Source organism: Psychrobacillus sp., assembly GCF_032154225.1.
GTDB lineage: Bacteria > Bacillota > Bacilli > Bacillales_A > Planococcaceae > Psychrobacillus.
In genome coordinates this window covers 45,238-59,539 of the sequence record NZ_JALDYF010000012.1, presented here as the reverse complement: position 1 = coordinate 59,539, position 14,302 = coordinate 45,238, and the positions used below count along the sequence as shown (strand labels likewise).

General features: G+C 35.6%; 15 protein-coding genes and 1 riboswitch. Of the genes, 8 read left to right on the top strand and 7 right to left on the bottom strand.

Annotated elements, in window-relative coordinates; all coding sequences use genetic code 11:
- Positions 1-199: 199 nt before the first annotated feature.
- Both RUH95_RS14900 and RUH95_RS14895 read right to left on the bottom strand, forming a co-directional pair.
- On the bottom strand, positions 200-535 hold the full coding sequence (locus RUH95_RS14900; RefSeq protein ID WP_313893684.1) for a magnetosome magnetite crystal formation protein family: 336 nt from the start codon (positions 533-535) through the stop codon (positions 200-202).
- Positions 536-593: 58 nt separating this feature from the next.
- Complete coding sequence (locus RUH95_RS14895) at positions 594-1,664, bottom strand: M20 family metallopeptidase (protein ID WP_313893683.1); 1,071 nt, start codon at positions 1,662-1,664, stop codon at positions 594-596.
- A gap of 109 nt (positions 1,665-1,773) precedes the next feature.
- A riboswitch (TPP riboswitch) is annotated at positions 1,774-1,865 on the top strand.
- A 63-nt stretch (positions 1,866-1,928) separates the two neighbouring features.
- On the opposite strand from RUH95_RS14895, the gene thiT reads away from it, so the two are divergent.
- Both thiT and map read left to right on the top strand, forming a co-directional pair.
- Complete coding sequence (thiT, locus tag RUH95_RS14890; protein WP_313893682.1) at positions 1,929-2,507, top strand: energy-coupled thiamine transporter ThiT; 579 nt, start codon at positions 1,929-1,931, stop codon at positions 2,505-2,507.
- A gap of 52 nt (positions 2,508-2,559) precedes the next feature.
- A complete protein-coding gene (gene map, locus RUH95_RS14885; protein ID WP_313893681.1) occupies positions 2,560-3,309 on the top strand; it encodes a type I methionyl aminopeptidase in 750 nt (249 codons plus the stop codon).
- Between the two features lie 141 nt (positions 3,310-3,450).
- On the opposite strand, the gene RUH95_RS14880 is transcribed toward map, so the two are convergent.
- The gene (locus RUH95_RS14880) at positions 3,451-4,179 is read right to left on the bottom strand and encodes a tryptophan-rich sensory protein (protein WP_313893680.1); all 729 of its coding nucleotides are present in this window, start codon (positions 4,177-4,179) and stop codon (positions 3,451-3,453) included.
- A 154-nt stretch (positions 4,180-4,333) separates the two neighbouring features.
- Between RUH95_RS14880 and RUH95_RS14875 the strand changes: the two genes are divergently transcribed.
- Both RUH95_RS14875 and RUH95_RS14870 read left to right on the top strand, forming a co-directional pair.
- Positions 4,334-6,136 (top strand): M3 family oligoendopeptidase, encoded by a 1,803-nt coding sequence (locus RUH95_RS14875; RefSeq protein ID WP_313893679.1) that lies wholly within the window; start codon positions 4,334-4,336, stop codon positions 6,134-6,136.
- Between the two features lie 6 nt (positions 6,137-6,142).
- Entirely contained in the window at positions 6,143-6,688 is a 546-nt protein-coding gene (locus RUH95_RS14870; protein WP_313893678.1) for a GNAT family N-acetyltransferase, read from the top strand.
- 326 nt (positions 6,689-7,014) lie between these two features.
- Here RUH95_RS14870 and RUH95_RS14865 read toward each other — a convergent pair whose 3' ends face one another.
- The 4 genes from RUH95_RS14865 to RUH95_RS14850 all read right to left on the bottom strand — a co-directional run bounded on the left by RUH95_RS14865 (position 7,015) and on the right by RUH95_RS14850 (position 10,405).
- Positions 7,015-7,581 carry a beta-class carbonic anhydrase gene (locus RUH95_RS14865; protein ID WP_313893677.1) on the bottom strand — a complete coding sequence of 189 codons (567 nt, stop codon included), beginning with the start codon at positions 7,579-7,581 and terminating at the stop codon, positions 7,015-7,017.
- 73 nt (positions 7,582-7,654) lie between these two features.
- A complete protein-coding gene (mreBH, locus tag RUH95_RS14860; protein ID WP_313893676.1) occupies positions 7,655-8,662 on the bottom strand; it encodes a rod-share determining protein MreBH in 1,008 nt (335 codons plus the stop codon).
- 283 nt (positions 8,663-8,945) lie between these two features.
- On the bottom strand, positions 8,946-9,080 hold the full coding sequence (locus tag RUH95_RS14855) for a hypothetical protein (protein ID WP_313893675.1): 135 nt from the start codon (positions 9,078-9,080) through the stop codon (positions 8,946-8,948).
- A gap of 92 nt (positions 9,081-9,172) precedes the next feature.
- A complete protein-coding gene (locus RUH95_RS14850; RefSeq protein ID WP_313893674.1) occupies positions 9,173-10,405 on the bottom strand; it encodes an aminopeptidase in 1,233 nt (410 codons plus the stop codon).
- 192 nt (positions 10,406-10,597) lie between these two features.
- Here RUH95_RS14850 and motA point away from each other — a divergent pair, with 192 nt between their 5' ends.
- From motA to RUH95_RS14830, 4 genes are all read left to right on the top strand, one after another.
- Positions 10,598-11,401 carry a flagellar motor stator protein MotA gene (motA, locus tag RUH95_RS14845; RefSeq protein ID WP_313893673.1) on the top strand — a complete coding sequence of 268 codons (804 nt, stop codon included), beginning with the start codon at positions 10,598-10,600 and terminating at the stop codon, positions 11,399-11,401.
- Positions 11,385-12,149 (top strand): flagellar motor protein MotB, encoded by a 765-nt coding sequence (gene motB / locus RUH95_RS14840; protein WP_313893672.1) that lies wholly within the window; start codon positions 11,385-11,387, stop codon positions 12,147-12,149. Before motA ends, motB begins: the two co-directional genes overlap by 17 nt.
- 111 nt (positions 12,150-12,260) lie before the next feature.
- Positions 12,261-13,364, top strand: coding sequence for a PfkB family carbohydrate kinase (locus RUH95_RS14835; protein WP_313893671.1), 1,104 nt, complete (start codon positions 12,261-12,263; stop codon positions 13,362-13,364).
- Entirely contained in the window at positions 13,361-14,272 is a 912-nt protein-coding gene (locus RUH95_RS14830) for a pseudouridine-5'-phosphate glycosidase (protein ID WP_313893670.1), read from the top strand. Before RUH95_RS14835 ends, RUH95_RS14830 begins: the two co-directional genes overlap by 4 nt.
- Positions 14,273-14,302 lie beyond the last annotated feature (30 nt).

The window sequence follows — 14,302 nt, the reverse complement described above, 5'->3', positions numbered from 1 at the left end:
ACTGTTGTCATGAATATTCAATAAAAAAAAGACCATAGGCAAACCCAAGTTTCTTTGAGTTTGTCTACAGTCATTCTTATTTCCCTACTTTTTTCGCTTTAATTACTTTTTTGATAATCGGATAAACGATCGGCGCTAATTTTACTGCAGTTTTTACTAGGTTTGCTACTTTCATTCTGATTGCTCCTAACATTTACGTTTATCTTAGCACTTTAACACCTTGAATGATATTCCAAACAAGTACAATTACATAAATAATAAAATACACTAGCATAAAGATAGCTGGAGCAGCTGCAAATAAGAAAGACGAATCATCATAAGCTGACGTTGCAGAGAATGTAAACATACTTGTAATCATTCCAATAAATGCAATAACCATTAAAATAACAGGAATGAGATGCGAAATAACAGAACGTTTTGCATGATATTTGACATCTTTATCTTGCGAAACAAAGAACACGATAATTGGAAGGATAAAAGGTGCGAACAATATACTGAAATAAGAAAGGGACGACAAGATTTTATTGTTTTCCATTTGGATAATCTCCTCTTCGTTTAGTTATCTTTATATACGTGTCAAAGAGATGTTGGTTTCAATTTACGATAAAAGAAACTAAAATATTTTTATATTTTTCTACAGAAGAAATAGATACATATTCTTTTTCTCCATGCCAATCAGCGCCGCTTGGTCCAAATTCAATTGCGCCAGCACCTTTTTCTGCATAAAAACGAGTATCAGCTGAACCATGTTGTCCGAAAAGATTTGTTGGTTCTTTTGTTATTTCGGAAGTAACCGAATGTAATTTGGCTACATATGGATCGTTTTCAGAAGTTGTTACTGCAGGTGCAGTAGCATGAACAACTAGTATAGTTCCTGGGAAAAGTTGATCGGCCATTTGATGAATCTCGTTTACTATTTCTTTTTCTACTTGTCCAGGTACAAAGCGTAGATCATAGCTAATAATGCAAGCGTCAGGAACGACATTATACCTTGCGCCTGCATGTATTTTTGCCAAATTCAATGAAGGATAATCATAAAATGCGTTACTAGCTGTTAAAAAGGATAAATTACGCATTTCTTTGTCGAACGTAAATGCTTGCTCAATTGCATTCACACCTTCCCATGGGCGACTACCGTGACTAGATTTCCCTTTTACATGTACATCGAATTGAATAATGCCTTTCGCTTGAAGGCCAATATGTAAATGCGTTGGTTCACCACAAATGACAAAATCTCCAGTGAATCCTTTGTCTACTAAATATTTTGAAGTGAAATCTCCTCCAGTTTCTTCATCGGTCACAATATGTAACTGCACTTTTTTCGTTAACGTCTGGGATACTTTTGAAAGCTCGTAAAAAGCAACCATCATGGCCGCAACTCCAGCTTTCATATCAGCGGAACCCCTACCATATAAAAAGTCATCATCTATATAAGGCTCAAATTGCGAATCATTTCCAGGAACAACATCCACATGACCATTCCAAACAACACATTCTTCTCCACTACCAATTTCAGCAACGAGCATAAGATGTGATTCATTTTCATATAATGTTGCCATGATACCTCGTTGTTCAAGCCATTCTTTACAAAATAAAAGCGCTTCGTTTGCACCTTCTACATCATCACTTTTTATGCGAATTAAATCTTTCAATAACTCAATCATTTCAGCGACCCCTTTGTGAAATAATATTTTCATAAGTATACCAATGAAAAGAGAGGGGTTGCATTACTTATTTTATTCGGCTACAATGAACTCGAACTAAATAATTCAAAACAACCACAAGGGGCGTCGCTTACGCGGCTGAGATAGTACCCTTCGAACCTGTAAGTTAATGCTTGCGTAGGGATGTGGATGGAAACTGACAATCGCGCGATGTCTGGGTCTATCCCCGATGTCGTTTTTTTGTGGCCAAAAAAGGAGATTACTATGAGAAACCAACGTGTATTATTGTTAGTTGAGATTGCTATTTTTGCAGCTCTTGGATATGTTTTAGATATGATTGGGTTTGGTATGCCACAAGGTGGATCGGTTACATTTGTACTTGTGCCGGTTATATTAATAGCATTTCGTCGAGGAATTGCGGCTGGATTAGTTACAGGATTTTTAATCGGCTTATTACAAGTTGTAACAGGTCGTTTTTATGCAGCTCCACTTTCTTTTGAAATTGTTATATTGCAAGTTGCAATTGATTATTTTATAGCATTTATGGTTGCTGGATTCGCTGGATTTTTAAGACCGGCATTTCTGCAAGCATTTGAAAATAAAGATACGAAAAAAATGGCGTTTGCTGTAATTGGAGGAACGCTTATCGCAGCTTTTCTTCGTTATCTTGCGCATACACTTTCAGGTATTCTATTTTTTGGAGAGTTTGCGGGAGATCAAAATGTCATTCTATATTCATTAGTCTATAATTCTACTTATATGATTCCAGTATTTTTACTTGCGGCGTTTATTTGTACTGTGCTGTTCGTGAAAGCGCCACGTCTTGTACTGCCGAATCGTTAGTATTTATGGTATGATTATTGTACATTTCAAATGAAGAAGGGATCTTTTAAAGATGATTGTACAAAACAATGAAGAATTAGAAGCGTTTAAAAAAATTGGTAAAATCGTTGCAGAAATTAGAGAAGCGATGAAAGCAGCGACAAAACCAGGTGTAACGACAAAAGAAATTGATGAACTCGGCGGCAAACTTTTTGAAGAAAAAGGAGCTGTTTCTGGACCAATGGGTGAGTATGACTTCCCTGGTTACACATGTATTAGTGTAAACGAAGAAGTAGCACATGGTATTCCAGGCTCACGTGTGATTCAAGAAGGTGATTTAGTAAATATCGACGTGTCAGGATCATGTGATGGCTACTTTGCAGACACTGGAATTTCCTTTGTTGTTGGTGAAGGATATGAAGAAAAAGAGAAATTATGTGCTGTAGCTGAAAGTGCATTTAATCGTGCGATGTTAAAAGTAAAAGCGGGATCTCGATTAAATCAAATTGGTAAGGCAGTCGCTAGAGAAGCGAAAGATAATGGTTTACATGTCATTATGAACTTAACTGGGCATGGGATTGGTAAATCACTACACGAAGCTCCACAGCATGTATTAAATTACTATGATGCTTGGGATCCAACGATTTTAAAAGAAGGTATGGTTCTTGCAGTAGAGCCGTTTATATCACAAACATCAGATCATATCGTAGAATCAGGTGATGGTTGGACATTTGTTACGCCAGATAAATCATTAGTTGCTCAAATTGAGCATACAATTATCGTGACGAAAGATGCACCGATTTTATTGACAAAATTAGATTAAGAAAAGCGGAAGGCGCCTGCTTAGCCGCGAAAAGCAAATGACGATTCCCGAGGAGGCAGTTCCTCAGCCACCACAGGGAATTGGCATTTGACCTCGAGCGGCTGGCGCCTGGAGTCTAGACATAAAAAAATGCCTTGGAAGTTAATCCTTCCGAGGCATTTTTTTGATGAAAATGATTCCTACTATTAAGACACAGCTTAAAAATATAGATGAAGCAGCAATTAATAATTCATCGAGCTGATGGCGGACTGCTATACCTATAAAAGCCCAAATAAACACGTATACGATGGAACGATCGTTATAATGATAACGGAAGTGTAAAGCACTAGCAGCAGCTATTGTAAGGAAAATAACGGTCCAAAGTGATTTAGTAATTCCCCAACCACTAAACTCGTAAAAAGTAATTAAATAATCAAAATTAGTGATCGTAATAACAAATACCCATCCTAAGTAAATAGAAATTGGTAGTCGATTTTTCCATGATTGTTCATCGGTTGGATACGTTTTGTACAATAAAAATAATATTCCAAGTAAAGCAGACATAACAACAAACGAGCATGCGAATAATTCGTAATGCCAAAGGAACACCCAAAGAATATTTAAAATGGAACTACAAACGAATAATATTGTTTGTTTGAATGAAATAGTTTGACCATGTAAATTTTCTTTGAAGATATTCCAAACCCAAAATGCTAGTAGCAAATAGATGAAGAGCCATATGAAAAAGGCATAGCCAGCAGGCATGAATAGCGCAGGAAGTCTGTACGCAATTTCTTGTGTTGTATGGTTATTTAATGGAAGTATATTGGCAAGTAGATTTATTGTAATTGTGCTTATTAAGCTAAATATTAAAAGGGCTATTTTGAACATACTGTCCCTCCTCATATCTTAGTATACCTTTGAAATATGTCTTCTACAATTATCTTTTATGAATGTTTCGTGTCTGAAAACAGAATAATTAATTAACGAGAAACATGTTATACTATATTTTCAACAGAAAAAAATAGTAGGGGGAAAAAAGCAAATGACTAAAAGTTTATATCCAATTGTTTGGGATTTAAATGTCTTTTTTAAAGGTGGAAGCGATTCACTAGAACTGAGAAATCATTTAGATGGGGTGAAAGAAAAGCTTGCAGAATTTGAAGCAAAACTAAATGATTTTTCGGTTCCTATTTCTGTAAAAGATGTACATAAAATAGAAAATATACTAAATGAATTAAAAGATGTTGCCGTAAACTTATCGGAAGCCGGAGCAGTAATTGGCTGCTTTTTAGCGCAAGATACGACAGATAAGAAAGCAGCACTTCTTCAAGGAGAGATGGGAACACTATACGCTAAGTTTTCTTCTGAAATGCTGGCAGTTCAACAAATATTAAGTAAAACAGATGATACAGTATGGAATGAACTTATTCAAACAGAAGAGCTTGCACAATTTTCATTCGTGCTAAACGAACTAAGAGATCAATCAAAGAAACTACTATCTGAAAAAGAAGAAGATATGATTACAGCTCTTGGTGTAGATGGCTACCATGCATGGGGACAAATGTATGATTTGTTAATTGGAGATATTAAAATTAAAGTGACAGTTGATGGCATTGAAAAAGAACTTTCTGTAGGCCAAGCAAATAATTTAAGCTCTCATGAAAATGCAGCAATTCGCAAAGACTCTTTTGAAACATTGGAAGCAGCATGGACAGAAAAAGAAGAATTTTTCGCAAAAACGTTAAATCACCTAGCTGGTTATCGCCTGGCAGTATATGAAAAACGAGGCTGGGATTCTATTTTACAAGAACCATTAGAAATTAATCGAATGAAACAAGAAACATTAGATGCAATGTGGGGTGCAATTTCAAAAAATAAAGCACCGTTCGTCGAATATTTGAATGCTAAATCGACAATGCTAGGGGAACAAGGAATGCATTGGTACGATTTAGATGCACCTATTAGTGCGTCTACAGTGAAAATGGATTTCCAACAAGGTGCAGAATTTATTTTGAGGCATTTTAAAAAATTTGGTCCAAAATTGGAAGCATTCTCAAAAAATGCATTTGAAAATGGCTGGGTTGAAGCGGAAGACCGCCCAAATAAACGTCCAGGCGGTTTTTGTACAGGAATGCCAGTTTCAGAAGAATCACGTATTTTTATGACGTACAGTGGAACGATGTCAAACGTTTCTACACTGGCTCATGAATTAGGACACGCATTCCATTCATATGCTTTAAAACCAGTACATTGGTTGAATCGTCAATACGCGATGGGGGTAGCTGAAACTGCCTCTACATTTGCAGAAATGATTGTTGCAGATGCAGCGGTGAAAGAAGCAAAATCAGACGATGAAAAAATTGCTTTACTAGAAGATAAAATTCAACGAAGTGTGGCGTTTTTTATGAATATTCATGCACGTTTCCTTTTTGAAACGAAGTTTTATGCAGAACGTAAAAATGGTATCGTTTCGGCAGCAAGACTAAATGAACTAATGGAAGAAGCACAACAAGAAGGTTACGGAAATGCATTGCAAACGACTCATCCACATTTCTGGGCTTCAAAATTGCACTTTTATATTACATCTGTACCTTTTTATAATTTCCCGTATACATTCGGTTACTTATTCTCTTTAAGTATTTACGCGAAGGCAATCAATGAAGGTGCAAAATTTGAAGAAAAATATATTGCACTTCTTCAAGATACTGCTGTAATGTCGGTAGAAGATTTAGCGATGAAGCATTTGGATGAAGATATTACAAAAGAGGCATTTTGGATAAAAGGAATCGACCTTTGTATTCAAGATGTAAAAGAGTTTCTCCAATTAACTAACGCAAAAGGGTGAAGATGTTTGATCTACTTAGAGGGGGATACGTGCTATTTAAGGACATTACTTGTAAAAGATGCACCAATTCTAGCCGATTTAGTGTATCGAAATAAACATTTTTGGTCCGTATTTGAACCATTACATCGGGATGACTATTATACTGCGACGGTTCAACGTGAAAAAATCCGTGAAACACTTATGCTCATGCAGGAAAAAAGAGAATATAGTTTTGGAATTTTCGCTCATGGAACGGAACAAATCATTGGAAATGTGTCCTTATATAGTTTAAAAAGAATGCCTTTTTCAAGTGGACTTATTGGGTATTCGATTGATGAACAGTTTATCGGAAAAGGGATTGGGACCGAGGCGGTAAAACTTGTGCAGCAATTTGGTTTTGAAAATGTCCAATTAAATCGAATCGAAGCATATGTATCACCAAGAAATATAGGCTCTATTAAAGTTTTGGAAAATAATGATTTCCAAAGAGAAGGGCTATTACGAAAGCTTTTATACATTAATGGAAAATGGGAAGATCATTATATGTATGCTAGTCTTAGCGAAGATTTTTGAAAGGGCAAGACGTTGCTTGAGCGAATAAATAACTCGATAAAAAGCTTATTATTCCATTTGGAGTAATAAGTTTTTTATTATGCTGCGGATACTCGTCGTAGAAAGACTCATTCGGTCTAATAACTCAGATAATCGGTCGAATCTCACGAATAATCGGTTGAATCGATCGATCTCAATCTTTACAAATAATAGATCAATCGCAACGGGACTGTCTAATTAGTCCCTTTTACAACAAAATTTCTTGAATTTGAAAATGCCGAAACGCTGTCAAAACAACGCTTCGGCATTTTGTATTTATTATTGTCGATTTCCCGGGAAATAATCAATTATTTGTTGATAGTTCCATCTGAAACTAGGTCAAGCCTGCCTGTTTCGGGATCAATTATTAAACCGTGGACAGGTATATCTTTAATCATTAGAGGATGATTTTTAATCATATCTACACTATGTAGAACACTTTCTTCCACATCCGAAAAACCTTCTAGCCAGTTATCTAGATTTACACCAGAATGTTTTAGTATTTCAAAAGTACGAGGATCGACGCCTCTTGCAGTCATTTTTTCCACAATTTTATCTGTTTCAATAACGCTCATGCCACAATCATGATGGCCGATTACATATATTTCATCTGCTTGAAGTTCATAAACAGCGACGATTAAGCTACGCATAATTCCACCAAATGGATGGTTAATAACAGCTCCGGCACTTTTTACAATTTTGACATCACCATTTTTAAAATTCATTGATTTTGGTAACAGCTCAAATAATCGTGTGTCCATACATGTTAAAATGACGATTCGCTTATCTGGGAACTTTGTTGTTAAGTAAGGCTCATATAACTTGTGTTCTACAAAGTATTTATTGTATGTTAATAAATCGTTTAAACTAGACATGGAACTCCTCCTTCATATGTTACTTTTATTATTTTATATGAAAAGGAGTAAAATTTCCTCTAATTCGGTTAAATTATTTAGCTATACTTTGTTTTTGATTGCGCACGATAATCGATTTTCCAGTTCCAACGGCCACAGAATATAGTGGTTCAGGGGCAATATGAACAGGAACATCAATTTCATTGGATAGCCACTCGCTTATATTTTTCAAGAGTGCTCCTCCACCTGTTAACACAACACCATAGTCCACAATGTCGCCAGCTAACTCGGGGGGGCTAACTTCTAGTGTATTTCGAATGGTTGTTAAAATAGTTTCGAGTGATTCTCTAAGTGCTTCTTGTACTTGTATAGAAGAGAGATTAATGATTTTAGGTAATCCTGTCATGACATCTCTTCCGCGGATATCTATATATTCGACTGTATGGGGAATTAGTGCATGACCGATTGTTTTTTTGATCGTTTCAGCAGTTGGTTCACCTATTATGACATTATATTCTTTTCGAACGAAATGAATAATCGCTTCGTCCATTTTATCTCCAGCAGCTTTTACTATATTAGATGCTACTACACCACCAAAAGAGATAATACCTACTTCTGTTGTCCCGCCACCTATATCAACGACCATGCTAGCAACAGGTTCATGGACTGGAAGACCAGCACCTATTGCAGCTGCAACAGGTTCTTCCATAAGTTGCACTTCTTTTGCTCCACTTTGTCTAACGGCATCTTGTATTGCTCGTCGTTCAACAGATGTAGCACCTGAAGGAGTACAAACAATGACAGTTGGTTTTCTTAAAGAAGTACCAAGTTTCTTACTTGCTTTTTGCATAAGCAGTTTCAGTAATTGTGTTGTAATATCAAAATCTGCAATAACGCCATCTTTTAATGGGCGGATGACTTCGATATTTGTTGGCGTTTTACCAATCATATTTTTCGCTTCTTCGCCAAATGCAATAATTGCTTTTGTTTTTGTATTTATTGCAACAACTGTTGGTTCATTTATAAGTAAGCCTTTGTTTTTTGTATATACTAATGTATTTGCTGTTCCTAAATCTATTCCAATATGTGTGTTTGAAAACATGTATATTCCTCCAATTTAATCATACTCATCAAGTATAAACGATAAAGAGTATAATTTTATTTGTTACATTATGGAAAATTACATTTGTTTCAAAGGAAAGTGGGAGGATGAGCATAGAAGGGGGAGTGGAAATGATTAGTTAGTACTTGTTTGTAATCATTTCGTTATGTTTCTGTTGCTTAAATGAAAGGAAAAAGAGAAAGAGTGACATGGCTTAAAAATGTAAAAGAAATTGTTGCTTTTCTCCATAAAAAAACAACCGCAAATTTGCGGTTGCTTAGTATTATTTAGACGGCTTTGGATCTATTGAAACTGAATCATGTGCATTCATCGGAATAGCAACGTAATGCATAATTGTAAAACCAACAATGCCGATACACACTGAGAAACCAAGAACTGTAACTATAAATAAACCCATTGGTAAACACCTCACTAGTTATATTACTTACATTATAGCTTAAAGTTATATAAAAAGTAAGTAGAATAATATAGAAATCTACTTAGAATTAGTTAAAATGCCCAATTACCATTACGGAAGACAGGTTCTGAAGTTCCATCTTCTTTCATTCCATCGATATTCATATCATTTGAACCAATCATGAAATCTACATGCGTGATACTTTCGTTTAATCCATTTTCAGCTAATTCTTCACGGCTCATTTTTTTCCCGCCCTCGATACAAAAAGCATAAGCACTACCAATTGCCAAATGATTGGATGCATTTTCGTCAAAAAGAGTATTGTAAAACAATAAATTAGAATTAGATATTGGTGAATCATGTGGAACTAATGCAACTTCTCCTAAATAGTGAGAACCTTCATCCGTTGCAACAAGATGTTCAAGTACTTCTTGGCCCTGTTCAGCCTCTACTTTTACGATTCGACCTTTTTCAAAAGTAATAGTGAAATTGTCGATAATATTGCCGCCGTAACTTAATGGTTTTGTACTTGCTACATAGCCGTTTACACCAGTTTTCAATGGAGCGGTGAATACTTCTTCCGTTGGCATATTTGGCATGAAGCTTTCCCCTTTTTCATTGACACTACCTGAACCACACCATAGATGTCCTTTTGGAAGCTCGATTGTCAGGTCTGTTCCTGGAGCAGTATAGTGAAGTTTTGTATAGTTTTTATCATTTAAGTAATCTACTTTATTGCGCAATAAAACATCATGTTCTTTCCACGCCGCTACTGGATCTTCTAAATCAGCTCGCACGGCTTTAAAAATAGCTTCCCATAGAGATGAAACTTGTTCCTCTTCTGCAACGTTTGGAAAAACCTTCTTTGCCCACTCTTTTGAAGGAGAAGCGATAACGGACCAACTAATTTTGTCTGATTGTACATATTGACGATATTTGCTCATTGCAATACCTGTCGCTTTTTGGAATGCAGAAATTTTAACTGTATCTACACCTTTTAAAAGATCAGGGCTTTGGCTTATAATAGATAAAAATGCTGCACCTTGCTCAGCAAGTAATTCTCGTTCTTGAATTTTCCATGAAGGGAAAATTTCAAAAGATTCTTGAGGAGCTAAATCATAGCGCATGCGAGTAATTTCATCGTCTGAGAAGTCCACAAATACTTGGTTAGCACCGATTTCATATGCTTTTTTCGTTATTAAACGGGCAAGCCCTACGCTATCAATGGACGTAGCTATGTATAAGTTTTGGCCAGGTTGAATATTAACTCCGACTTCAACTACAAGTGCTGCATATTTTTCAAGATTGTCATTAAAAGTTGTCATTTACATACTTCCCTTCTATTAGTTATTTTAATATTATCATTTTTATGAGAGTTTTTTCAATTAAGATATTTTATATAATGTCAGATTTTGTTCATATTTGTTGAAATAATATTGTGACAATAGAAGATTAGGATTAAAATAATAATATATTAGCCGAAATAAAGTAAGGAAATAGAATATGGGGGTTAGAGAATGGATATATCTACAGTTGTTGGTCTTATAGTTGCATTTGTCTCTTTATTAGTTGGAATGTACCTAAAAGGAGTAACGCCGGATGCTCTTTTAAATCCAGCAGCAATATTAATCATTATTTTTGGAACAATTGCAGCTGTAACAATTGCCTTCCCAATGAGAGAGTTAAAGCGTGTACCAAAGCTTTTTGGAGTTCTTTTCAAAGATAAAAAATTAGCAGATGATCAGGAAATTATTAAAATATTTTCGAGCTGGGCAGATTTAGCTAGAAGAGAAGGATTACTTGCATTAGAAAGTAGAATAACAGATGTAGATGACCCTTTTTTAAAAAATGGATTAACCCTAGCAATTGATGGACAAAACGCTGATTATATCCGAGATGTACTAACGGAAGAAATTGACGCTCTAGAAGAGAGACATATTGGTGGAGCTCAAATTTTCTCTCAAGCTGGTACATATGCACCGACTCTTGGTGTTCTAGGAGCGGTAATTGGATTAATCGCAGCCTTGAAAAACTTAAACGATATAGATTTGCTTGGACATGCTATTTCAGCAGCCTTTGTAGCAACGCTTATGGGGATTTTCTCAGGATATGTAATTTGGCATCCATTTGCAAACAAATTAAAACGTAAATCGAAACAAGAAGTACGTCAAAAAACGATGATGCTTGAAGGTATCCTTTCAGTTTTAGAAGGAGATGCCCCACGAGTAATTGAACAAAAATTAGCTTCTTATTTATCAATGTCAGATCGTAAAAAAATATTGAGCGAAAGCGGGGAGGCTGGCTTTGGCAAAGAAGCATAAAAAGCACAGAGAAGAAGAGCATATTGATGAATCTTGGCTGATTCCTTACGCAGATATTTTAACACTCTTACTTGCTCTATTTATCGTTTTATTTTCAACGAGTACAATTGATCAGCAAAAACTTGAACAAATGTCTGAAGTGTTCAATCAAATATTTGATGGTGGAGTAGGCTTAATGGAACAGCCATCACCTATGGAAGTACCCTTACCTCCGAATGAAACAAGTGAAGAGCAGAGTTCTGCATATATAGAAGATCAACAAGCACTGTCTGAAATTCAAGCGAGTGTTGATGAATATATTGCAGTACATGCTTTAGAAAAACAATTTGCTACAAAGTTAACTCCTGATGGACTTCTTGTAACGATTCGAGACAGCATTTTGTTTGATATGGGGAAAGCGGAAGTAAAAGAAGAATATAGAGGGCTTGCCGAAGATATTTCTTCTTTACTAGTTTTTGACCCACCAAGAAATGTTGTAATTACAGGGCACACAGATAATATACCGATTTCAAGTAATGAATATTCTTCCAACTGGGAACTAAGCGTAATGCGTTCGGTTAACTTTTTGAAAATATTAGTAGACAAAGAAAAAATAGATCCTCTTTATTTTAGTGCCAAAGGATATGGCGAATTTAAGCCGGTATCATCTAATGACACAGAAGAAGGTCGTGGACAAAATAGACGTGTCGAAGTATTAATACAACCACGTGTACTTGAGGATGGAACATTAAACGATTCACCACAATAATAAAAACGCTGATGACAAATTTAATTTGTTGTTAGCGTTTTTGTTTTGACTTTTACAAAACAAAAGTTTATAATAAAACAAAAGTTTGAAATAGAAAGGAGGATATAGTAAATGCAACCAAAGGAACTCCAAATTTTAAAATATCTCCAAAAAAATCCTTATGCATCACAGCTAGAAATAGCAAATACGCTTGAAATGTCGAGGCCAGCAGTAGCAAACACTATTTCTCAGTTGATTAAAAATGGGAAGATTACTGGAAGGGCTTACATACTTCCAGAAAACAAGGAAGTTATTTGCATCGGCGGTGCGAATGTAGACCGAAAGTACATCGTGAAAAAAGAATTGCAAATGGGCACTTCCAATCCAACAATAAGTATGCAAAGTGTTGGTGGAGTAGCAAGAAACATTGCCGAAAATATTGGAAGACTTGGGCATAGTGTCCGTATGTTAACAGTAGTAGGTAATGATATGGAGTATCAAATTATAGAAAAAACATCGAGTAATTGGATGAATTTATATTCTGTAGAAAAGTTAGCAAATTATTCTACAGGAACTTATTCCGCTATATTAGACCAACAAGGTGAAATGCTTTTTGCATTAGCTAATATGGAAATATATGAACAATTGACTGTGGAATATATGAAAAAGCAAGAATCTAATTTGATGAACGCTCAACTAATTATCGTGGATATGAATTGTACGAAAGAGGTACTTCAATATTTACAAACACTTGCAATTGGAAACAATGTACCGTTGGCTATTATTCCTGTATCATCTCCAAAAATGGAAAGAATACCGGATTCATTAAATGGGATTGAATGGCTCATTATAAACAGAGATGAAGCTGAAACTTATTTACAGGTGAAAATAATAGATGAAACAACGTGGAAAGAAGCAGCAGAAGCGTTTGTGCAAAAAGGCGTTAAGAATGTAGTTATAACAAATGGAAGTAAAGGTGTTATGTATTTTAGTGACACGGAAGAAGCGGTAGCGCATGTTCCAGCTATTCAAGTGGATCATGTTGTAGATGTAACAGGCGCTGGAGATGCTTTTGTTTCTGGAACTCTCCATGCTTGGATAGATGGACAAGATATGAAAACGGCAGTAAATACAGGTATGATGAATGCAAGTAAAACTTTGCAATCAGCAGAAACTGTTCGAACAGAGCTTTCAAAAATTACTTTAAATAATGAAATGGAGGAATATACAGTATGAAACAATATTTAACATACTCAAAAGAAGTAGCAGAAGGAATGGCAGCAGGAAAGGCAATCGTAGCATTAGAATCAACAATCATTTCACATGGTATGCCTTACCCACAAAACGTTGAAATGGCAAGAGAAGTAGAGAAAATTATTCGTGATAACGGTGCGGTTCCAGCAACAATTGCGATTATGGATGGCAAGATTAAAATTGGTCTTTCAGAAGAAGAGCTTGAAACTTTAGGGACAAGCAGACATGCTAGAAAAACTTCTAGAAGAGATCTTGCATATGTAATTGCTTCAAAAGAAATCGGTGCAACAACTGTTGCTACTACAATGATTTGTGCAGAGCTTGCAGGTATTAAAATGTTCGTTACTGGCGGTATCGGTGGTGTGCATAGAGGTGCTGAAACAACTATGGATATTTCAGCTGATTTAGAAGAATTAGCTTCTACAAATGTAGCGGTAGTATGTGCTGGAGCGAAATCTATTTTAGATATTGGTTTAACTCTTGAATATTTAGAAACAAAAGGTGTTCCTGTAGTTGGATACAAAACGGATAAATTCCCAGCGTTCTATTCTGCAACTAGTCAGTTTGATTCAAACTTCCGCTTAGATGAGCCAAAAGAAGTTGCTGAAATGTTACAAGTGAAATGGGAATTAGGCTTGAACGGTGGAGCAATTATTGCGAATCCAATTCCTGCAGAGCATTCAATGGAAGAAGCATATATTACTTCTATTATTGAAAAAGCTTTACAAGAAGCGGAAGAAAACGGTATTAAAGGAAAAGACGTTACACCATTCTTACTTGGTAAAGTAAAAGAATTAACAGAAGGTAAGAGCTTAGAGTCAAACATTGCATTAGTATATAACAATGCAGTTGTTGGAGCTAAGATTGCTGTTGAATTGAATAAACTATAATATAAAAATCCTTCTCCAGTTTATACTTGG

Coding starts and splice junctions, on each gene's coding strand:
- RUH95_RS14900 (WP_313893684.1), bottom strand. CDS start 535: ATGGAAAACAATAAAATCTTGTCGTCCCTTTCTTATTTCAGTATATTG.
- RUH95_RS14895 (WP_313893683.1), bottom strand. CDS start 1,664: ATGATTGAGTTATTGAAAGATTTAATTCGCATAAAAAGTGATGATGTA.
- thiT (WP_313893682.1), top strand. CDS start 1,929: ATGAGAAACCAACGTGTATTATTGTTAGTTGAGATTGCTATTTTTGCA.
- map (WP_313893681.1), top strand. CDS start 2,560: ATGATTGTACAAAACAATGAAGAATTAGAAGCGTTTAAAAAAATTGGT.
- RUH95_RS14880 (WP_313893680.1), bottom strand. CDS start 4,179: ATGTTCAAAATAGCCCTTTTAATATTTAGCTTAATAAGCACAATTACA.
- RUH95_RS14875 (WP_313893679.1), top strand. CDS start 4,334: ATGACTAAAAGTTTATATCCAATTGTTTGGGATTTAAATGTCTTTTTT.
- RUH95_RS14865 (WP_313893677.1), bottom strand. CDS start 7,581: ATGTCTAGTTTAAACGATTTATTAACATACAATAAATACTTTGTAGAA.
- mreBH (WP_313893676.1), bottom strand. CDS start 8,662: ATGTTTTCAAACACACATATTGGAATAGATTTAGGAACAGCAAATACA.
- RUH95_RS14855 (WP_313893675.1), bottom strand. CDS start 9,080: ATGGGTTTATTTATAGTTACAGTTCTTGGTTTCTCAGTGTGTATCGGC.
- RUH95_RS14850 (WP_313893674.1), bottom strand. CDS start 10,405: ATGACAACTTTTAATGACAATCTTGAAAAATATGCAGCACTTGTAGTT.
- motA (WP_313893673.1), top strand. CDS start 10,598: ATGGATATATCTACAGTTGTTGGTCTTATAGTTGCATTTGTCTCTTTA.
- RUH95_RS14835 (WP_313893671.1), top strand. CDS start 12,261: ATGCAACCAAAGGAACTCCAAATTTTAAAATATCTCCAAAAAAATCCT.
- RUH95_RS14830 (WP_313893670.1), top strand. CDS start 13,361: ATGAAACAATATTTAACATACTCAAAAGAAGTAGCAGAAGGAATGGCA.